The sequence below is a fragment of the Sphingomonas sp. Sph1(2015) genome, from assembly GCF_001970915.1.
GTDB classification, from domain to species: Bacteria; Pseudomonadota; Alphaproteobacteria; order Sphingomonadales; family Sphingomonadaceae; genus Sphingomonas; species Sphingomonas parapaucimobilis.
The window spans coordinates 51,624-72,551 of the sequence record NZ_MQUI01000014.1; the positions used below are offsets into that span (position 1 = coordinate 51,624).

18 protein-coding genes and 1 pseudogene are annotated in these 20,928 nt (G+C 64.6%); 8 read left to right on the forward strand and 11 right to left on the reverse strand.

Annotated elements, in window-relative coordinates; genetic code table 11:
- Positions 1–27 precede the first annotated feature (27 nt).
- The 7 genes and pseudogenes from BSZ14_RS08005 to BSZ14_RS08035 all read right to left on the reverse strand — a co-directional run bounded on the left by BSZ14_RS08005 (position 28) and on the right by BSZ14_RS08035 (position 11,966).
- On the reverse strand, positions 28–1,488 hold the full coding sequence (locus BSZ14_RS08005; RefSeq protein ID WP_076710517.1) for a metallopeptidase TldD-related protein: 1,461 nt from the start codon (positions 1,486–1,488) through the stop codon (positions 28–30).
- Complete coding sequence (locus BSZ14_RS08010; RefSeq protein WP_076710518.1) at positions 1,485–2,834, reverse strand: TldD/PmbA family protein; 1,350 nt, start codon at positions 2,832–2,834, stop codon at positions 1,485–1,487. The genes BSZ14_RS08005 and BSZ14_RS08010 overlap by 4 nt, the downstream gene beginning before the upstream one ends.
- A complete protein-coding gene (locus tag BSZ14_RS08015; RefSeq protein WP_083748165.1) occupies positions 2,831–4,636 on the reverse strand; it encodes an ABC transporter ATP-binding protein/permease in 1,806 nt (601 codons plus the stop codon). Before BSZ14_RS08015 ends, BSZ14_RS08010 begins: the two co-directional genes overlap by 4 nt.
- Before the next feature lie 16 nt (positions 4,637–4,652).
- On the reverse strand, positions 4,653–6,989 hold the full coding sequence (locus BSZ14_RS08020) for a TonB-dependent siderophore receptor (protein WP_083748166.1): 2,337 nt from the start codon (positions 6,987–6,989) through the stop codon (positions 4,653–4,655).
- Between the two features lie 277 nt (positions 6,990–7,266).
- Entirely contained in the window at positions 7,267–8,067 is an 801-nt protein-coding gene (locus tag BSZ14_RS08025; RefSeq protein WP_076710520.1) for a LysR substrate-binding domain-containing protein, read from the reverse strand.
- Positions 8,048–8,269, reverse strand: a pseudogene (locus BSZ14_RS20280) (hypothetical protein); the annotation flags it as partial. The gene BSZ14_RS08025 and the pseudogene BSZ14_RS20280, both read right to left, overlap by 20 nt.
- A gap of 136 nt (positions 8,270–8,405) precedes the next feature.
- Positions 8,406–11,966 carry a family 43 glycosylhydrolase gene (locus tag BSZ14_RS08035; RefSeq protein WP_198930475.1) on the reverse strand — a complete coding sequence of 1,187 codons (3,561 nt, stop codon included), beginning with the start codon at positions 11,964–11,966 and terminating at the stop codon, positions 8,406–8,408.
- Between the two features lie 567 nt (positions 11,967–12,533).
- On the opposite strand from BSZ14_RS08035, the gene BSZ14_RS08040 reads away from it, so the two are divergent.
- The 4 genes from BSZ14_RS08040 to BSZ14_RS08050 all read left to right on the forward strand — a co-directional run bounded on the left by BSZ14_RS08040 (position 12,534) and on the right by BSZ14_RS08050 (position 14,078).
- A complete protein-coding gene (locus tag BSZ14_RS08040; protein ID WP_076710521.1) occupies positions 12,534–12,791 on the forward strand; it encodes a hypothetical protein in 258 nt (85 codons plus the stop codon).
- Positions 12,792–12,956: 165 nt separating this feature from the next.
- Complete coding sequence (locus tag BSZ14_RS19295; RefSeq protein WP_139330375.1) at positions 12,957–13,274, forward strand: hypothetical protein; 318 nt, start codon at positions 12,957–12,959, stop codon at positions 13,272–13,274.
- A gap of 193 nt (positions 13,275–13,467) precedes the next feature.
- Complete coding sequence (locus BSZ14_RS08045) at positions 13,468–13,737, forward strand: hypothetical protein (RefSeq protein ID WP_076710522.1); 270 nt, start codon at positions 13,468–13,470, stop codon at positions 13,735–13,737.
- A gap of 14 nt (positions 13,738–13,751) precedes the next feature.
- Entirely contained in the window at positions 13,752–14,078 is a 327-nt protein-coding gene (locus BSZ14_RS08050) for a DcrB-related protein (protein ID WP_139330377.1), read from the forward strand.
- 391 nt (positions 14,079–14,469) lie between these two features.
- Here BSZ14_RS08050 and BSZ14_RS20170 read toward each other — a convergent pair whose 3' ends face one another.
- Positions 14,470–14,598 (reverse strand): hypothetical protein, encoded by a 129-nt coding sequence (locus BSZ14_RS20170; protein ID WP_274533646.1) that lies wholly within the window; start codon positions 14,596–14,598, stop codon positions 14,470–14,472.
- A gap of 55 nt (positions 14,599–14,653) precedes the next feature.
- Between BSZ14_RS20170 and BSZ14_RS19860 the strand changes: the two genes are divergently transcribed.
- Both BSZ14_RS19860 and BSZ14_RS20285 read left to right on the forward strand, forming a co-directional pair.
- Complete coding sequence (locus BSZ14_RS19860) at positions 14,654–15,121, forward strand: AraC family ligand binding domain-containing protein (RefSeq protein WP_198930476.1); 468 nt, start codon at positions 14,654–14,656, stop codon at positions 15,119–15,121.
- A gap of 42 nt (positions 15,122–15,163) precedes the next feature.
- Entirely contained in the window at positions 15,164–15,391 is a 228-nt protein-coding gene (locus BSZ14_RS20285) for a helix-turn-helix domain-containing protein (RefSeq protein ID WP_445190538.1), read from the forward strand.
- On the opposite strand, the gene BSZ14_RS20290 is transcribed toward BSZ14_RS20285, so the two are convergent.
- The 3 genes from BSZ14_RS20290 to BSZ14_RS08075 form a co-directional block, all read right to left on the reverse strand.
- On the reverse strand, positions 15,342–15,581 hold the full coding sequence (locus BSZ14_RS20290; protein ID WP_445190536.1) for a hypothetical protein: 240 nt from the start codon (positions 15,579–15,581) through the stop codon (positions 15,342–15,344). The genes BSZ14_RS20285 and BSZ14_RS20290 overlap by 50 nt on opposite strands.
- 246 nt (positions 15,582–15,827) lie before the next feature.
- Positions 15,828–17,228 carry a sensor histidine kinase gene (locus tag BSZ14_RS08070; RefSeq protein WP_241823692.1) on the reverse strand — a complete coding sequence of 467 codons (1,401 nt, stop codon included), beginning with the start codon at positions 17,226–17,228 and terminating at the stop codon, positions 15,828–15,830.
- Complete coding sequence (locus BSZ14_RS08075; protein ID WP_076710524.1) at positions 17,225–17,941, reverse strand: response regulator; 717 nt, start codon at positions 17,939–17,941, stop codon at positions 17,225–17,227. Before BSZ14_RS08075 ends, BSZ14_RS08070 begins: the two co-directional genes overlap by 4 nt.
- Positions 17,942–18,058: 117 nt before the next feature.
- Here BSZ14_RS08075 and BSZ14_RS08080 point away from each other — a divergent pair, with 117 nt between their 5' ends.
- A complete protein-coding gene (locus tag BSZ14_RS08080; RefSeq protein ID WP_076710525.1) occupies positions 18,059–18,430 on the forward strand; it encodes a hypothetical protein in 372 nt (123 codons plus the stop codon).
- Between the two features lie 4 nt (positions 18,431–18,434).
- The gene (locus BSZ14_RS08085; RefSeq protein WP_241823693.1) at positions 18,435–20,852 is read left to right on the forward strand and encodes a TonB-dependent receptor; all 2,418 of its coding nucleotides are present in this window, start codon (positions 18,435–18,437) and stop codon (positions 20,850–20,852) included.
- The last annotated feature ends 76 nt before the right edge of the window (positions 20,853–20,928 follow it).

The following is a 20,928-nucleotide window of genomic DNA, read 5'->3' on the forward strand; positions in this document are numbered from 1 at the left end:
AGTCACTGTCCTTCTGAAATGGGGGGATCAGGCGGCCTGCCCGCCGACCATCATGCGGTCGATGCGAAGCGTGGGCTGGCCGACGCTGACATGAAGCGACTGGCCCTGCTTGCCGCAGGTCGCCATGCCGGTGTCGTGGTCCAGATCGTTGCCGATCATCGAGATATGGCGCAGCGCCTCATGCCCGACGCCGATCAGGGTCGCACCGCGCACTGGGGCGACCAGCCGCCCCTTCTCGACCAGCCACGCCTCGATCGTGGTGAAGTTGAAGCGGCCGGTGACGATATCGACCTGCCCGCCGTCGAACTCGGTGGCGTAGATACCACGGTCGATCGAGGCGATGATGTCGGCCGGATCGGCGCGGCCATTGGCGAGGAAGGTGTTGGTCATGCGCGGCATCGGGAGATGCGCATAGGACTGGCGACGGCCATTGCCCGTCGAGCGCGCGTTCATCAGTCCGGCATTCAGCCGGTCCTGCATCAGCCCGGTCAGCACCCCGTCCTCGACCAGCACGGTGCGATCGGGCGGCGTGCCCTCGTCATCCATGCCAAGCGACCCCAGCCGCCCGGGAAGACCGCCATCGTCGACCACGGTCACGCCGGGCGCGGCGATCCGCTCGCCGACCTTTCCATCGAAAGCGGAGAGATGCTTGCGGTGATGATCGCCCTCCAGCCCATGGCCGACCGCCTCGTGGAACAGCACGCCGGGATAGCCCGGCCCCAGCACCACCGGCATCTCGCCCACCGGCGCCGCGATGGCATCGAGATTGTTCAGGGCCATGTTCGCCGCGCTGGCCACCATCCGCTCGACCGACGCGGCGTCGAACCCGCCCAGCCCGGCCCGCCGCCCCAGCCCCGCCTGGCCACGCGCGCGACGACCATCCTGTTCGGCGATCACGACGACCGACAGGATTGTCATCGGTCGCACGTCCCCGGCCAGCAGCCCGTCCGCCCCCGCGACCAGGATCGTCGTGTCGGTCGCCCGGACATTGGCGTCGACCTGGATGATACGGGCGTCATGCGTCCGGGCGAGGTTGTCGATCATCACCAACAGGGCGATCCAAGCCGCCGCATCCTCGGCCGCGACCGTCTCGATCGCGGGGTAAAGATGATGGCTGGCCGAATGTCGGCTCAGGACGACGCCATGACCAGACCGCCCCGCATCGCCGTGGCGCGCCAGCGTGCGGACCGCGCGTACCGTGTCCAGCAACGCGTCTTCGCGCATGTCGGCGGAGTGCGCGAAGCTCACTTGCCCACCATGCGCCGCGCGAGCCCCAACGCCTTGCCGAATCGAGAAGCCGCCCTGGGTGACCCGGCCGCTCTCCAGCCGCCAGCTACGCATGGCCGTCGTCTCGAAATACAGATCGGCCAGATCCGCGCCGCCGCCTGCCAGTTCGCCCAGGGCGCGGCCGATCGTCTCCTCGTCGAGGCCCGCCGGACCGAACAGCGCCGTCCGCGCTCGGTCCAGTGCCAGTGCGCCGCCGTTCATGCCTTTCCTCCCACCTGCATGTCGTCGACCAGGATGGATCCGGTGCGCAGCGCGCCCTGCCGCTCGACATCGTGGCCGACCGCACGAATGCCGTTCAGCATCGCCGGCATCTGGCCCGCCAGCGTCACGTCGGTGACGGCATGGACGATCCCGCCGCCTTCGATCCACAGCCCCTTCACCGCCTGGGTCCAGTTGCCGCTGGCCGGGTCGGTCTTGCCGCCCTGGAATTCGGTCACGACCAGGCCGGTGCCCAGCATCCGCAGCATCGTGGCCCAGTCGCCGCCGGGCGCGGTGCTGGTCAGGCGCAGATTGTAGAAGCCATCGGCATTGCCGGTCGACGCCATGCCCAGCTTGCGCCCCGAGACGCTCGACAGGAACAGTCCCTCGACCACGCCGCCGCGCAGGATGTGGCGGGCCGATCCGGCGATACCCTCGCTATCAAAGGGGCCGCTGGCCAATCCCAGCGGCTCGAAGGGATCTTCCGTCAGTTCCAGATGCGCGGCCGCGACGCTTTGGCCGAGCGGCGCGCGCAGGAAGGTCATGCCGCGAAACTGCGCCATGCCGGTCAGAGCGCCAGCCAGGTCCGAAACCAGCGACATGGCCGTGCGCGCCGCGAACAGCACCGGGCAACGCTGGCTGGCGATGGTCCGTCCGCCCAATGCCGAGCGGGCGCGATCGGCAGCGGTGCGTACCAGTTGCTCGGGCGGGGTCAGGGCATCGACGCGTCGCTCCTGCGACTGGCAGAAGGCGGACGTGCTGCCGCCCTCGTCCTGCGCCAGCATCACCGACCAGCGCCCGTCATTGGAGCGCCGGATGCTGCGACAGAAACCGTCGCTGGTCGCCAGCGCCCACAGCCCCTCGGTCGCGACCGCCACCGACTCGCCGACCCGCAGCCGGAGATCGTCGGCGGCCACCTCGACAGCGATCCGGTCGGCCAAGGTCGCCGAGGACAGAAGCGTGTCCGGATCGCGCGGGCTGTCGGCGTAGAGCGGGGGAGACGGGCTGGAATAGGCCAGGCTGTCCGCCAGTGGCAGACCGGCATCAGGGTCTGGCAAGACATGGCTGGCAATCATCATCGCCTCCTCGACCACCCGTTCGATCGCCGCACGGTCGAAGCTCGCGGTCGAGGCCATGCCGCGCCGTCCGTTGTGGAAGACGGTCAGTCCCAGCCCCTGCGTCCCGCTGCGCTCGGCCGTTTCGACCTCGCCGCGTCGCACCGCGATGCGGGCAATGCCCTCATGATGGGCCGAGGCTCGCGCGGTCGCTCCACGCCGCGCGGCAAGTTCGACGGCCAGCGTCGCGGCATCGCGCAGGTCCGCCTCGTCCTGGGTCAGGAGCGCACTCATGCCTCAGCCTCCGTGATGGCCGCTGCCGTCGCGTGACCATGGTGAACGCGCAGGCGGTGCGTGTGATAGGCGGCCAGCTTTTCGTTGTGTACGACGCTGACGATGGTGGTGTCCGGCATCGCATCGAGTATGGCCTGGTAGAGGAAGGCCGCGTTATCGGCGTCGAGCGCGCTGGTCGCCTCGTCGAGGATCAGCAAGGTCGGGCGCTGCAACAGGATGCGGGCCAGCGCGACACGCTGCTGCTCACCGGGCGAAAGCTCGTCCTGCCACATGCGCAGTTCGTGCAGGGCCGTCCTATGAGCCTCCAGTCCGACCTGGCCCAATAAGGCGCGGATGGCCGCGTCGTCATGCTCTTCGGGCTGGTCGGGGAAGCATATTGCGGCCTTCAACGTCCCGAGCGGCAGATACAGCCGTTGCGGCACCAGCATCGCACTGCCGCGGCGGGTCATCGCCACGTCGCCCGCCCCGTCCGGCCACAGGCCCGCAATCGCACGCAGCAGCGTGGTCTTGCCGGTTCCGGACGGCCCCTGGATCACCCACCGCTCACCGTCACGCACCGTCCAGTTGGCCACGGCCATCAAGGGCGCGCCATTGGGGCGGCGCAATTCGAGACCCTTGACCCGGATCGCCACGCCATCGGCCGTCCCGCCCGGCGTGAAGGCGATTCCGCGCGGACGCTCGTAATCGAGCGAGTCATCCAGCGTCTTGAGGCGATTGATGTTGGCGACCTGCCGCGCGATGGTGGGATAGGCCTGGACGATATAGGACAGGCTCGAGGCGAACTGCGTGAAGGCATCACGCGCGCCCTGGACCTGTCCGAAGGTGATCGAACCAGCAAAATATTTCGGCACCGTCAGGAAAAGCGGTACGACCTGCATGCTCCGTTGATAGATATCCTGCCCCGCGCTCAGCCCTGCATTGGCCAGCATCAACTGGTAGAAATTGCGCCGAATGTTGCCAAAGGCGCTTTTCAGCCCGTCCTGCTCGATGCGCTGGGCGTGGGAAAAGGCGATCTGCTCGCCATTGCGACGGACATGGATAAGCCCGGCGCGATAATCGGCTTCGTAATGCTGCTCGCGCATCTTGCGCCGGATATACGGCCTGCCGATCCAGGTGATGAAGACGGTGCCGAAGATGACATAGACGATCGAGAACCAGATCAGGTCCCCACCCGGCAGCGGGATGCGATAGCCGAACAGCGGTAGCGTGAGCGGCGACGAGGTTTCGAGCAGGATCGCGGCGAAGGCGACCGCACGCACCAGGCTGAAGATCAGCGAGATGGCGATGCTGAGCGGCGACTGGCCATATTCCAGGCCCATCGAGGTGAAGGCCCGTACATCCTCCGCGATACGCTGATCGGGGTTGTCGATCATGCGCAACCGCTCGATCTCGTAGAAACGGTCCCGTGCGAACCAGCGACCGAGATACCAGTCGTTCAGCCAGTGCCGCCACCGGATCGACAGGGTCCAGCCGACGATATTGTGCAGAAACTGCGTCCCGATCGCCAGCCCTGCGATCATCATGAACATCACGACCAGCGAAAGGAATTGCGCGCCCTGCCGCTGCTCGATCGCATCATAGAATTCCCGCTGCCATTTGTTGGACAACAGAAAGGCGGACGTCGTGCCGACCTCGATCACGCAATAGCATGCGACCAGGAACCATGCCCATTTCCAGTCCTGCGACACGAAGTACCGCGTGCTCAGTCGCCAGGCATGCGCCCAGCGCTCGCCGGCCGGCTGGGCGGGCTGGAGACCCGCTTCGCGGCGGGTCTCCTCGACATGGGCAGGGGGTGGCATCATTGGTGGGGAACCCCGATCAGAACAGGCGCTTGGAAATGGTGAGGCGCACGTTGCGCGGCTCGGCGACGGGGATATAGGTGAAGGTGGATGCCGACCCGTAATTGCGCCGATCGAAGATGTTGCGGATGCCGATATTGATGTCGAAACCCCGGACGCTCAGGAAGCCGTTGACATCCACCTGCCGCGACGGCGGCACGACATATTGGCCCAGCAGATTGGCGTAGGAGCTTGAGCGTCCATACAGGCCGGCCGAAAGCCCCCCGCTGAGGCCATCCGTGATCTTCGAGCGATAGGAGGAGAACAGGCTGTAGGTATCGCGCGGCTGCTGCGCCACGACCGTCTGAAGCGCATTGACCGTCAGCAGGGCATATTTGGTCCGCGTCAGCGATGCCAGCACCGACCAGCCCGGCAGCAACTGACCGGCGATGTTCAGGTCGATTCCCCGCCCGCGCTGGCCCGGCCCGGACGAAAGATCGGTCGGGTCCGCCGGGTTGCGGAGAATGATATTGTCCTGCTGTATGTCGAAATAGGATGCGTTGATCGTTGCACGCTTGTGGAACAGGTCGAGCTTGACGCCTGCTTCCTTGTTGGTCGTGATGATGTTCGGCAGGATGCTGCCATTCTTCGCCACCGTGAAGGTCGCCTGCTCGCCGCGCGAATAATTGGCGAAGAGCGACAGATTGTTCGTGGCGTCGAAGATGAGGCCAGCGCTGGGCGATACGCCGTTCTTCCGCTGGACGTTGACGGGTGAAGGCCCCGCGAAGAAGGTCTGCGATGTGGTCTCGAACCAGTTCTTGCGGACGCCGCCCAGGATCTTGAACTTCCAGAATTCAAGGAGTGCCTGGCCATAGACACCTTCCTGCTTGCCGCTGTTACGGATCTGCACCGCACCGAACGGGGACCAGGGAACGACGGCAACGCTGGTGTTCGCCCCCAGCGGCAGGGTGGGGATCCGGGTATAGACCAGCCCGCTCCGCTGCGCCGTTCCCCCGTCGCCATAATTGTAGCCGGCGTTAAAGCTCGCCTTTACCGCGTCACCGATATGGGTCTTGACCCGCAGGAAGGCATCAATGGCGTTGGCAGAGCCCGACTGCTGCGACCCCTGAAGATCGGCGGCGAGCACGCCGGTGCGACTATAGCCGACATTCGCCGCCCGCGTCGTCAGCAGGGTCTGGTCGTGCATACCCCGCGCGACCAGTTCGACACCGGGCACGATCTCTCGCGTCGCATCGAAATAGAAGCGGCGGGTGCTGATCCGAATACCCTGGTTCGGCGAATAGATCGGCACCGAAGGATCGCGATCGATGATCCGAAACGTCTTGTTGTCGAACAGCGTGAAGGCACCGATGCCGCTGGTCGCTTCATTCAGGCTGGCGCCAATGACGATATCGGTCAGGCGGTCCTTGTAACGAAGCGACGGCGCGAACAGCCAGTCCTTGTTGCCCGTATAGCCGCCATAATTCCGATCCATCGTCTGCTTGCTGCCGATGACGCGTGCCGACAGCTTCTTGTCGGCGGTGACGGCATTATTGGCATCGATCACGCCGCGCGCCAGACCGAAAGAGCCGGTGTCGAAGCTGACCGCCAACCGTTCCTCGGCGCTCGGCTTCTTGGTCACGACGTTGATGTTGCCGCCCAGATTGCCGAACCCGGCCAGGATCGCGTCCGGTCCTTTCAGGATTTCGACCCGCTCGATATTGGCCACCGGCTGATCGGCACCGGCCGCCACGCCATATTGCGACGACGTCGTCAGGCCGTTCACCAGCCCCCCGGCCGCAAAGCCGCGAATGGTATAGGACGCACCGCTGTTGGGATTGTTACCCAGTGCGGACACACCGCCCGCATTGCGCAGGATGTCGGTGATGTTCAGCGCCTGCTGTTCCTCGATCGTCTTGGCCGTGATGACCTGGGTATTGCGCGGCTGATTGCGCAGGCCGAGGCCATTGCGGTCCGAAGTGGTCGCCTGACGCACCAGCACGCTGGTTTCCGCTTCGTCACGCTGTGCCGTCACCACGATGTCGTTGACCACCACCAGGCCCCCCTGCACCGCCGGAACGACGGTCAGGCCCGTGCCGCGAATGACCGTCCTGATCGCCTTCGCCGCCGACCCCGCGCCGCGCACGGGGCGCGAAGTCAGTCCCTTGACCGCGTCGGGATCGAAGTTGACGTTCACACCCGATTGCCTGCCGATCATATCCAGCGCGCGGTCCATCGGCATGGCGGGCACGGTGATGCCCCCCGTCCCTACGGCCTGCGCAGCGGCAACGCCCGGCATGCTCGCGCCCAGGGCACCGATGACGCTCAGGCTGGCAAATCCCAGTACACGACGCCCCCTACCAGTCAGATTCAGCATGCAATCCCCTCCCCAGGGCGCGCGCCATCCTCCACGGCAAAGCCGCGTTCGGACAGAAAGCCATCCCTGTAGACAAACGGTTAGCGCCTCGCGGCGGATGATGCGGTGGCGGTCCTCGAAGGATGCCGCCGCGGCCGTACTCCTGCTGACGACAGTCCGTGTCTTGGCGATGCGAGATGCCAGCCGGACCTTCTGTCAGGGGAGACGCTATGCGTCAGTCATGTGACAGGCAAATTCGAAATGTTCATAGGGGCATGAACCTTTTCGATGGCGCAGCTTACACCTTATAATATTGCTCGAAATATGCCCTGACTTGCATGATGAACCATTTCAGCACCGGGTCGTGGCGGTTGCGCGGCCACTGGGCGACGTTGACGATCCCCCGACGGGCGAACGGCGCCTCGAATACCTTGAATGGCATCAGCGCCCCATAATGCTGGAACACCCATGAATTGCCCGTGGCGACGAGATCGCTGCCGATCACGATCGCCGGCAGCGTCGCCTGGGACGTGGCGCGAACGCAGATGCGTCGCGCGCGCAACATGTCCACCCCGTTCTGGTCGAGCGCGAAGGTGTGCTTCTCCTCCCCGCGGGCGACGATATGACGCGCGGCACGATATTGCGCTTCGGTGATGTGGATGCAGTCCTGGAATTCCGGATGGCGATCCCAGACCAGACAGCTGGGCCAGACGGTCAGCATCGGCATCGTCTCCAGCCCGTCGAGCGCCATATGCTCGGGGAGCAGCAGCAGATCGGCCCCTTGATCCAGCGATCTGTCCGGCCGCTCGATATCGAGGGGAATGACGTTCACCTGCAAGCCGGGGGCCAGGGTCGCAAAGCTGCGCAGCACCGGGCCTAGCAGCATCTGCTCGTTCGCATCGTCTGCGGCGATGGTGATGGTCTCGGTCGTAGTCAGGGGATCGAAGGCGATCGAATAGTTGAACGCCCCCTCCACCTCCCGCATGATCCGCCGCACCTCGGGCCGCAAGGCGTGCGCCAGCGGTGTTAGATGCGGCTCCCCCCCCTGCGTGGACCACCAGATCGTCGCCGAAATGATCGCGCAGGCGCCGCAGCGCATGGCTCATCGCCGATTGGCTCAGGCTGACCCGACGTCCCGCCTCGGTCAGGGTCGGAGCGTGCAGGATGGCATCGAGCGGATAGAGAAGGTTGAGATTGAGGCGGCGGACCGTGCCACCATGCACCGAGGCCGACGCGCCGTCCTGATCGTCCGACGATTGATCCGAAGCCGTCATGCCACGCCCTTCCCCACCAAAGGCCATAAGGCCTTGCGATGCATAACAAGAGCTTGGACGGGTTGGTAGATCGACCGATCAGGCTCGGCGGCCCCGGCTCCCCGACAGGGAATATCGTGCCGAACGCTGGGATAGCGTCGCCGGGCGGATATTGCGGACGATGCTATGACGCCTCGACCCTGACCTCCATCGTCACGCGACGGTTGGCGGGCGCGACCTCTTCGTCATCACGCATCTCGAGCAGCGGGCGGCCGTCGGCGGCCCAGTGAACACGGCGCAGGCGCGCATCCCGTCCGTCCTTGCCGACGCCGTTGCCCCAGCTGTGATAGACATAGAGATCGTTGCCGTCCTCGTCGGTCGTGAACGAGCCATGTCCCGGTCCCTGCTCGTAACGCCGATAATCTTCGTCGCCCTTGGGCATCGGCACGCTTTTCTGGAGCGGTGCGGACCATTTGCGCCAAGCGTCGATACGGGTCAGGTCACTATCGAGCGGCGCGGACGTGCCATTGACGACATAGGTCGGGCTGACCCCCGAGCTGGAATAGACAAGCGCCACTCGCTGGCCCCGGATCAGCGCGAAGGCCCCCTCGGCGAGGTTTTCCTCCACCGACGTCTCCGGTGCGATGATGGGCGACGGCGGACCGGCGAGCCGTGTGGGTCGGGCGGGATCGACCTTGGCGATCCACGTCAACGGATCGCCGATCGGCCCGGATGTCGGCAAGTATCGCTGGGACCAGGTATAATAGCCCTGCCCCCGAACCTCGAAATAGGACATGTCGAGACTGATATTCGCGGGCATGTCCGCCCGCCCGAGTGCGGTGGCATCCGCCTTGCGGATCGCGGCCGGTTTCGACCAGTCGGCAGGATTGGCGGGATCGCCGTCCTTGCGAAGCTGCATGATGTGCGACTCTACCGTCGACCATGCTCCGCCCTCGTTCGACTGCGGATCGGTCGGATGGAAGCAGGGCGCAAAGAGGATCGACAGTCGCCCGCCAATCTCGTGAATTTCAGGTGCCCAATAGCATCCCGCGATCACGCGACCTTCCGCCGTCCGATCGCGACGGGTCCGTCGATTGAGCAGGTCGACTTCCCGCGCGCGGCCGCCTTTGTCATCGGCAAGGTCGGCGATCGTATCGGCGACGCGAAGCGGCAGATGGGGCGAGCCGACATTGTCGTTGTTCGTGTCGTCGGTCGCGACAAACAGATAGCGGACCCGGCCCTTATGCTCCCAGCGAAAGATATTGGGATCGGCACGTTCATAGGCAAAGATCGTCGGATAGCGGCGCTGGCGGACGGTGCCATGGACGAGATACCGTCCTGGTGTGCTCAATTGCGCAAGATCGGCGGCGTCCCAATCCACCGCACGCGTCGCGGTGGAGCCGTCCGAATAGCCCAGTTTCACCGGCACCGCGGCAAGGCCAACAGCGCCGCCCGTCCGGATCGTCTGGGGCGCAACGGTCGCCGTCGTGTTGACGATGCGGCCAAAACGATTGCTCAGCGCGGTTGCAGTGATGTCGTCGACAGGCAGGGTATCGTTGGCGGTGGTGATCACATCACCCATGCGGACCTCGCCCACATTACCCGCGGAAGCGATCCGTGCGCGACGCCCGCCTGTTTCGGGGTAAAAGGGCGTCTGATGCCATTCCTGGCGAGCCAGATCGGTCACGGTCGTCCAGCGCGGCTGTCCCGAACGGTCGGTCCACGAAACGACGTAACGCCGGTTGGCGCTGTCCCAGATGGCGCGGGGATGGTCGATGCCGTCATTCGCCTTGAGGTCCAGCGTGCCAAGCTCGACGAACTCGGCCGATCTGGGATCACCGCGGAAGATGACGATGGCGGACCGGGGCGGGTCCTGTCGGCCGTTCATGTCCACGCGTGTCGCGATGACACCGATCGTGCCATCGGAAAAATGGAATAGCGAGGGATCCGCCACCCCGCGAAGCGCGACGCGATCGACGCCGATATAATCCCCTCGGGCGAACATCACGCCATAGTCGTCGTTGAGCGCGGTCATCATGCCGTCGTCGCCCGACATGGCCAGATGGACGCTTCGCGCAACGGTCGGCTGGTTCGCATCCTGTGGCGTCGTCGGCATGCGCGCATAGGCTTCCAACTGGCGGGCGGACTTGCCGAGCAGCGTCACGGTGAACCGCTTGGTCAGGGTCGTGCCGTCCGGCCGCGTCAGCGTACCTTCAAGGCTGATGACGCGGGCGTCCGCAGCCATGTTGGTCAGGATGCCGTCGGGTACGTCGCGACCATCGGCGCGCCAGGTGGCGACATACCCCACAGGCACCGGCAGGCGCGTTCCCGATGTCAGTATCGGGGCGACGATCCAGCGATCGGCGACGGTCGCGGCATCGGGCGCGGGCCGGCTCCAATGCGCCACCAGAGCGTCGCGTTCCACTGCGGTGATGGGAAGGACCGTGCCGTGTCGGGGGGACCCGGGCAGATGGAACCGGCGTGGGTAGGTCCACGCAATCCGGCCGTCGAGCGAATGGGTGGCAAGCGGAATGTAACCGACGCCGCCATAATTATCGACCCACAGGAAATACCGAAACCCACTCGTATCACCGGGATTGGCGCGAAACGCGGTCGGTCCTTCCACCTCGGGCGTGCCGGCGCGACGACCGATGCAGCGGTCGATAATCTTCCACGCACCCGACGCACCATCCGCCCGGAGCGAGGAAGACGTCTGCGCCAGGATATCGCTGGACGGGCAGCCTGCCACATCGCTGACCTTGGTGAAGCGATAATAGCGATCGCCATCGCGCAGGACCGTTGCGTCGATCATGCCTTTCGCCTTGTCGGCACCGGGTACGTCGGCAGCGCGGAACCATGGCTCTGGCGTGGTGAAGTGACGGAAGTCTCGAGTGATCGCGCGCAATATCTGCGGACCGTTGCCATCCTCCACCTTGTGCGCGGCATCCCTGTACCGCGTGGAGGTCCAATAGACGACATAGGCGCCGATGGTCGGGTCATAGGTCGCCTCCGGTGCCCAGGTCATGCCCGCGTCGGGCAGATTGACGAGAACATGCCGTTGCTTCCCCCAGTGGATCAGGTCGGTCGATTCCCAGACTTCGAGATACCGGCTGCCATGGCTGGTCGAATCACGCCACCCGGTACGCCCGGTCGAAAGATCGGTCGCGAGCAGGAAGAAGCGGTCCCCTTCGGCAGAGCGCATGATGAACGGATCACGCAGGCCACGCGTACCCTCGCGGGACTCGAGGACCGGCTGGGCATCGTTCAACGTCTTCCATTGCAGGGCATTGTTGCCGTCCGACACGGCAAATCGCACCTTTTCGCCGTCGATGCTATTCCCGGTGAAATAGACGAACATATAGGCCGAGGGCACGGGAACGGCGGCGGGCGCGGCCTGCACGGTGACGTCGATCGGGACGGATACGGGCTGGCGGTCAGGCAAGGCCACGGTGGCGGTCAGGCGGATCCGACGATCACCCGCGCCCCGCGTGACGCGCCCCTTGCGTATGACGTCAGGGCCGTGCCTCATATCGGCGTCCGAAATGACGGCAGGATCGGAGGATCGCCACGTAATCCGCGCCTTGCCGATATTCGGGATATTGGGAAGCCCCGACAGGGCCGAGGCGTCGTCGGGGAGCGTGACGTTTCCACGGAGTGGGGCTGCGAATGCGGGATCGGAGCGCAACGCCTTCGCAATGGCATCCGTCAACGGGTCCACGGCTGGTGCCGCCCCGATCAATGCCATGCCCGCCAAGGCGTACACCATGGCGCCAAGGGGATGCGGTCCGCCATTCATCCTGTATCTCCCGGTCTCAGCGGTGGCGAATGCCTTGCCGTGCTGCTCTATTGGCCGCTCATTATGTCCGACATTTGCGCTGCCGCAAGGGGGGTGCTTGGGATGTTTTGACCACAGCGGGCAGATGACAGTCATCGCATTGGAAACGCGTCACAGTATTTCCGGTGGTCGAGGACGATTTCGATGCGGGTGCCGTGTCGGAATCGGTCGATCCCATATCCGTTTGGTCAACAGAATGATTCTGAGCTCGGGATGCACGATTAGCAATCATGCGGCGCACCTGCGGACAAATGCTCGCCCCCGGCGAAAGCCCGGGTCTATCGTCGATCATGAGGGTCTTCAACTCGGCACCCCGGATTGTCGCAAGAACGTGCCGCACGTCCGCGAAAGCGGTTTCGGCTACGGTATGTTCACCATGGGCGTCTTCGGCCGCCTGCACGCATCCACAGCGACATCTCCGCCTTTGGCCTGTACTTTTCGGGGCGGACCTGGCTGATCCTCTATAGCTTCGTTCGCATGGACAAGGTCGTCAAGGCGCCCTGGGCCAGGGGGCTGAACGTCAATGTCACGGTGGAGAACCTGCGTAAGCTGCACTTGAAACCCGACATGCCGGAACATCCGGTCAACCCAGAGGCAAAGCAGCCGACCGAATCCCGTGCCGCCATGTTCATCAACAACACGACGAATACGCGTCTTAAAGCCTATCAAGGCACCACTGGCTGGAAAGATGTCAAGATGGACATTGGGCAAGACCTGGGTAATCGGACATTCTAATGTGATCGGGCACAAATGATCGCGACGAACGTCGCCGAAGCGCCCGATGGAAAGGGCGCGCGCCTGACAGGGTATTCATTGGGTGGAGGAATGGATTCTGCGGATTCTTGAGTTTCGGGGCTGCCTGCGACGACGTTCAATCCTGCTGGCCTTCACGCAAAGACGGTGCCGCACCCGGTCGCGGCGAATATAGACGAAGTCTACGTCAAGGGCGAACCGTTGCACGGGCTCAACACGATGCCAGTGGCACCCGATGCGGCCGCAACCCGCACTTGGCCGCTCGATCCTCCCAGCCTGAGAAGCGCAGCAAGCGATCCGCGCTGGAAAGTCCGGGCAGGATGGCGGCCACTTCGCTCGATCCATGCCGGTGGAAATATTGCCGTGATCGACGTTCCGCTTCACATGATGGACAATGTTGATGCGTCGCTCAGCCAAAGACGACGTCAAATCAACCGATCCTTGCAGAAAAACGGATACGAATGATGCGCAATCTCAAAACAGTCCTCACTATAGGCATAGCGCAACTGGTTGTAATCAGAAGGATAATAATGTGGAAAATTATCCCCACATCCCGATGATCGGTGCTGTCAAGAATTCCAGAACCGAAAAGGTTCGTGAACTCGCTGCCAAAGGGATCGGCCTCAACGAACGCGCGCCAGAAGTTTAGGCCACTCCCATGACCAGGGCCACCTGGACGGATCAGTGGCCGGTGGTCGAAATCCTGGTCGACCATGGTGCCGACATCTGGGCGCATGACGAATTCGGTATCACCGCCGGACAGCGGACGATCACCAGCCTTATCCTGCGCGGGTCGGACGAGGACAAGGCGCGGTTGCGCGTGATCGAGAAGCTAAGGGCACGCGGCTATCCGTTCCCGCCTTCCGATCCAGATACTATTCTGGCTCTGGAAAAAGCTGGCAAGTGGCCGCCGAAGGTAGCGAAGTGAACCGCGTGCAAGGAATGACAATCGACTACCCGGCGGGATGGCAGGACCAATCCATGCTTGTCCTGTCGGCTGGCCCGGGTACGCTAGGCGTAGCCCCCAGCTTCGTCGTGACGCGCGAGGTCGCGCCCAGCGGCCTGCCCACCGATCGCACGGAACGTCTGGACGTCTTCGCCGACCGGCAGGCCGAACAGATACGCGATACGCTCCCCGCGCCGGTCGAGCTTCAACGACGCCGCGCCGACATCCCCGGCTCAGCGCCCGAACTTCGCTTGGACCGGATATCGAACGGCATCCCGATCCGGCAGTGGTTACCTATGCCAATGCGCCGGACGGTAGCGTGATGATCGCCACCGGCACCGCCGCCCGTACTGATTACGACATGGTCGAACCGGTATTCCGCGCCATGCTCCAAACCTTCCGTCTCACCTGATCCACGGATCGGCAATGACGGCCTTATTTCTCAGGGTAGCGCTTGGGGTGTCATTTCTACCTTGGCAGGAACGCCCCCTTCAGGTGTGTTGGAAGCAATATGGCGAGTGGCCGGAGTGACCGTTCGCCGCTTCGGCCGCCACATCAATGACCGTCCAAAAGGGCGCGTAGACGCTCGTCACGCACGGTGAATACGGTAAAAACGCCGAGTGCTCTAAACGCTGGCACGGACCCCGCGATTTCATGCGCAAGGGCATCGCGATCGGCATCAGGTGTTTCGGGATCGCTCCACTGGATCGCGTTCTAAAGAAAGGCTGCTACGGTGCCTTTGCGGACCGTCACGCCGCCGATCTCCGCATGGTCGATCTGATCGGGCAAAGCGTCTTCGGGGCGAAGCGGGGTAACGCGACGGTTGGGCTGGGTGTTCATCATGTCCCAGCCGCTTGTCCCCCCTGACTTGATAGAAGCGGCTCGCATTGGTCGGATCTTGGCTGTCGAGCAGCGCGGAGCCGAGACGCGGGATACCGCGTCGCACGCCCACGCGCCGGGGCAGTTGATCGGCAGCCTCGCCGGCCTTCTGTCGGTCACAGCGGCCAGCGGGTCATGGGTGGTGCCTGCCACCCATGCAATCTGGATACCGCCGCACGTCCCCCACGCCATGCGCTCGCACGGGCCGTTCCAGGGTTGGAGCGTGTGTGTCGTGGAGGACGCCTGCCCGCGACTTCCCCTGGAGCCGCGCACGCGGCGTGCCAGCAGCCTGTTGCGCAAAGCGGTCCACCGAGTCGCTGGCTGGAGGCGTACCCCTGAAACGGAGGCTGAACACCGGCTCGCCGATGTCGTGCTGGATGAGATTGCTGCGCTACCTGTCCAACCGCTCGGCCTGCCTTACCCGTCCGATCCGAACGTTCAGCGCATCACCGACGCCATATTGGCGAACTTGGCGGATGATCGTTGACCGAAAGCCTGGGCAAGCTAGGCGGGCATTTCATCCCGCACGCTGGCACGACGCTTCACCGCCGAAACCGGCTTTGGCTTCTCCGAATGGCGTCAGCGTGCCCGTAATTTGCACGCAATCGAGCAACTTGCGGAGGGGTTGGCCGTGACGACGATCGCGCTCGATCTTGGGTATGACAATGTTCGCGCCTTTATTGCCATGTTCCGCCGCACGATGGGGGTCACGCCGGGTCGCTATATCCGCTCACAGACAAAGGCAGCAAGTAACTGACCTGAAATTTTGCGCCTTTAGCCATCTCACCGGCGATAGCATAGCTGTCAAGCTCGTTGACGAAGGCGACGCGCATCGCGAGATAGGTTTTGGTAAAAATCTTGATCGCCTCGGCCTTGCGGGTGTCGGTGAACAGGACGGCAATGTCCAGCCTTTCGCGCCTTGGACCAGCAGGGCGGCAAAAATCCACGCGCGCTCTGACTGTTCGCCGACATAGCTACGACATGACTTCCAAGGAGACGTCTTGGGCAATAGAAGCCGCTTTGTAGCAAGCAGTTGATGGCCTGACACCCCAACAGTGTGTCTTTATCGTAGCGGCGGCCTTGTTCATCCGTCGTTCGTTGATATTTAAAACAAGGGTAGCACCAAGCTTTCGCCCAGCATAGACCGCCGAGCCCAGTATATTGCCAAAGCTGCCAACTTTTGCTCCGGCATTCTATTGGACCAGCGCAGGGACGGCCAAGGTCGCGATTGTCCCGCCGCCCTCCGCTTCGTCCAACGACAATGTCCCGCCATGTAGATCAGCAAATGTCTGCACGATACTGAGCCCCAGTCCCACGCCGCCGGTGTCTCGGCTGCGTGACGCGTCGCCACGTTCGAACGGGCGCAACAATCGAGCACGGTCGGCGGGTGGTATGCCGGGACCGGCGTCGACCACGCGGACGATGGCGATATCGTCTTCGTGGGTAACCTCAACCCGGCTGCCGCCGGCATAGTCCTCGGCGTTCCGAACGAGATTCTCGATCGCGCGCCGAAAGGCCGCCTCGACTGCGATCACGGTGACCTCCGGTCCGTCCATCAGACGTACGGTCGGCATGTCTCCCACAATCTCCGCCACCATCGTCCGGACCTGCACCGGGTGTCGCGGTGCGTTGGCGGTGCGGGCGTAATCAAGAACATCGGCGATCATCGCGCCCATGCGGTCGGCGTCGGCGGCCATGCGGGCGCGTTGCGGCTCCGGGACCGCTTCGATCCGCAGCTTCAGGCTGGTCAGCGGAGTGCGCAGGTCGTGTGCGACAGCGGTCAGCATGCGCATGCGTTCATCGGTTTCGGCGGACAGGCGAGCGCGCAGGTGAAGGATCGCGCGCGCGGCATCCTGCAATTCGCGCGGCCCTTGCGCTTGCGGCGGATCGCGGCCGTGGTCGATCGCCGACGCCAATGTGCGAAACGGTCGGGTGAGGCGTCGGGCGAACAGCCAGACGAGGGGTGCCAGCACCGCGAGGCTGGCAACGAGCGCGACCAGCACCTTCAGCCGCCACCCGCCAAAGGTCGGCGACTGCGGTGCGACGGTCAGCCATCGGCCATCCGCCAGACGCATGCTGGCAGCAAATGCGGGTTGCGGCAACGAGAGCAGGACTTTGCCGATCAGCGAATCCGTCATGCCTCTCGGAACAATCCGCATGGGCAGCACGCCCTGGCGGCGGATGACGACCGGTCCGCTGGGCGGGGTGCCGCCCGGCCACAACATCTTGCCGGCGGCCTCGCCCTTGCCACGCGCCGTGAAGACGACGACGCCGCCGCTGCGGGTCGGGCGCGCGCTCCGATCAAGCCAAACGACCCGCACGTCCGCAATCGGCCGGCCGACCGCCTGCGCCAGAACCGGCCGAAGCAGTGCCGCCGGCGACCCGCCCGGGGGACTCCCGATCGTACGGGCCAGACCGGCGTTGGCACCCCGCAGCGCCGCGACGGCGTCGGCGACGGTCATGCGCACGGCGGGCGGATCGGGCATCAGCAGGACGATGCTGGCGGTAATCGCAACGCTGAGTACGGCAATCGCGACGCTGAACCCACCAATTGCGGTCAGGGCGCTCGGCCGCCGCCAGACGCTGCGCATCATGCCGGTCGAACTGTGGGCAGAAAGCGATAACCAGCCCCGCGGACCGTTTCGATCAGCGGGGCACTGTCACCTTCCGCAAGCTTGCGACGCAACCGGCTGACGGCGATGTCGATCGCCCGATCATAGGACGCAGCGTCAATACCCCGCGCGATGTCCAGCAGCGTGTCCCGGCTGAGCACGCGTCCGGGGCGCCGCACGAAAGCCGCCAACAGAGCGTGCTCGCCTTCGCTCAGCAGCAACGGGCGACCGTGCGGATCGCGCAGGCGGCGTTCTTCCGAACTGAACCACCAGCCGGCGAAAGCGACGGCATCGCCGTGTGTCGCTGGATTCTCTGTGCGCGGCCGCCGCAGCAATGCCCGTACTCGCGCCAGCAATTCGCGGGGCTCGAACGGCTTGGCCAGATAATCCCATGCCCCGACCTCCAGCCCGACGACGCGATCGGTGACGCCGTCGAGCGCACTCAGCATTAGGATCGGCGTACCTGTCGGAGCCAGACGACGGCACAGCGACAAGCCGTCCTCCCCTGGCATCATGACATCGATAACCAGCAGGTCGGCCGGTCCCTCGGCCAGCAAGCGATCGCAGCCAGCGGCACCGCTGGCGGTGCGAACTGCGTAACCATGATCGCCGAGATAATCGCCCAAAGCATCGCGGATGCTGGTGTCGTCGTCCACCACGACGATTCGGTCTCGGGATAGGGCAGCGCTGTGCATCGCATCAGGCGATAGCACGGGATTGTAGCATCTTCGTATCACGCACCGTCACGAACGCGGCATCGTCCCGCTACCTCGATCTGCTTTCCTTGACCCGGCTTCAATCCGGAGAGCTTCATGATCGCCGCCATTCTTCTCGCCACGGCCCTGCCCGCCGCGCCCCTCGTACCGGCCCCGGCATGTACATCGACTCAACTGGCCGATCACCTCGCCGGACGCTGGATCGGCGAATTCGCAGGGGCCGACTGGACGTTCGAACTGACCCGCAATGCGACAGGGTGGTCCGGGCGCTACCAATCGTCGAGGGCGCAGGTCTGGCGGCCGCTTGAGGCGGTGTCCGTGACCGAAGGCTGCGCGACGTTCAGCCTGAAGTCCGAACCCCGAGTGACCTTTGTCGTGACGCTCGATGCCGAGGGCGCGGCGCTGACGGGCGATGTGCATATCGCAGGCCTTGCAACCCTGCCGTTCGCGGCCAAGCGGACGTCGTGACGCGATGACGACGATCATCGGCATAGGCCTGCTCGCGGCAGCACAGGTAGCGCCACCCACTACTCCCCCAAGCCCGCCGTCCGCCATCCAATTCCACGGCTCGGACGGACAGCCGCTACCCGAGGATGTCCAGCGGAGACTGCGCGAGCAGTACAAGGACGCACCGCCCCCGACGCGACCGCCGACCGCATCTGGCGACATCGTCGTCAACGGGCGGCCGCCGCGTGGTTCGGTCATCGGCGATATCAAGCCCGAACGCACGCTATCGGCCTTGGACATCCGATCTTATGGCACGGCGACGGTGTCCGAATTGATCCAAGCGCTCGGCGCGCAGGTGTCGAGCGGACGCAATGATGCGTCGGTCGATCCGATCGTCCTGTTGAACGGCCGCCGCGTGTCGAGCTTTGCCGAAATCGCCCGGCTTCCCACCGAAGCGATCGAACGGACAGAGATTCTGCCTGAAGAGGTCGCACTGAAATACGGCTATCCGGCCGATCGCAAGGTGGTGAACGTGGTCGCCTTCGAACGCTTCACGTCGCGGATCGTCCAAGGGAGCCTCGCCGGGCCAACCGCGGGAGGACAGGCGACGACTGCGGGCGGTGCCAGTTATCTGCGCATCCGCGGTGATACGCGCACGATGCTCGATGCCGATCTCAGCCGGTCGAGCGCCCTGCTGGAGAGCGAGCGCGACGTGCGGCAGCCGAGCGGTGATCCGACGCTCGGCGACTATCGCACGCTGTTGCCCGCGACCCATCGCGTCACCCTGAATGCGACCGTCGCAGCCAATCCGATCGCCGACGTGGCAGCAACGCTGAACGGACGGGTCGAGACGAGCAAGACCAAGGCGCTGGTCGGGGTGGGACCGGATGGCGCGCTGCACCGCGACGTCGACAGCGCGACGCTGCACCTCGGCACGACGATCGCCGGGCGGCTGGGCCAGTGGCAATGGACCGCGACCGGCAACCTCGACCGCACTACGAACGACAGCACAACCGACACCGGCGTTCCCGCCATTTCGCGGAACCTGGCACACTTCGCCACCCTGACGGCCAATGCCGACTTGCTGGTCAACGGATCCCCTTTCATCCTGCCGGCCGGGGCCGCGTCGCTCAGCCTGCGATCGGGCATCACGACGCGCGACGTCAGCAGCCGATCCCAACTCGGAGCGTTGACGCGGATCGGGTCGCTGGGCCGCGACACCGCCAGCTTCCAGGCCAACATCGACCTGCCGATCGCAGGGGCCGCGACGCCATCGCTCACGTCGATCGGTACGCTGTCGGCCAACGCGACTGTCGCCGCAGAACGACTGTCGGACGTCGGCACGCTATGGACCCTGGGCTATGGCCTACACTGGACGCCCCTGCCCGCGCTGTCGCTACTCGCCTCGGTCAGCGATACGCGATCAGCCCCGGCGGTCGAGCAGCTTGGCGCACCGCTGATCGTCGTGCCAAACGTTCGCACCTTTGATGGGCGCCGTGGGGAGACGGTCGATATAACGCGCAGCTTCGGAGGTAATCCGGTGCTTCGCGCCGATGATCGTCACGTCTTCACCGCAGGCGCGACGTTCAAGCCCATGACCAGGACGGATCTGGTATTCACACTCGACTACATCCGCACGCGGATCGATGATCCGATCGCCGCCTTTCCCATCGCGTTGCCGCAGGTCGAGGATGCATTCCCGGAGCGCTTCACCCGCGACCCGACGGGTCGTCTGCAGCGCATCGACGCGACGCCGATCAACTTCGCGCGATCGAACCAGCAGCAGATTCGCTGGGGCCTGAGCTTCATGCGGCCGCTCGGCCCGTTGCCGCCCGGTCTTCAGAACGCCAACGTCCGCGTGTTCTCGAGTCTTGAAGAGGCCAAGCGCCGCCTGCCGCCCGGCGCGCGCCTGGAGACGGTGGAGGCCGGGAGCCCTGCCGCCCGACGGGTCGAAAACCTTACGAGCCGGCTGATGCTGTCGCTGCAACACAGCTGGCGGCTGGAGGACCGGGTATCGCTGCGCCCCGGTGGGCCGGTTCTGAACCTGCTCGATGGGGGTGCGCTGGACGCCAGCGGCGGTCGCCTCCGGCACGAGGTGGAGTTCCAGGCCAGCGCCTTCAAGCGCGGCCTCGGGGCCCGATTCACCGCGACGTGGCAGAGCGGAACATCAATTCGTGAATCCGGCACGCCAACCGGAGATCTGAAATTCGGCGATCTGGCGACGATCAACCTCGCGCTCTTCGCCAACATCGCCGACTATCTGGGGCGATCGAAGGCGCCCTCCTGGCTCAAGGGTACGCGAATGACGTTTGGCGTGACCAACATCTTCGACACGCGCCAGAGCGTGCGCGATGGCTTGGGCGCTACGCCATTGAACTATCAAAATGCCTATCTGAACCCGGTGGGGCGGACGGTCGCATTTGGCTTGCGAAAAATATTGTAGCGCATCAGGGGGACGAACATCAGCCCTCATCCCGCGCCATACAGAGCATCCATTCCTGAAGCGTCCCGGGTTTCCC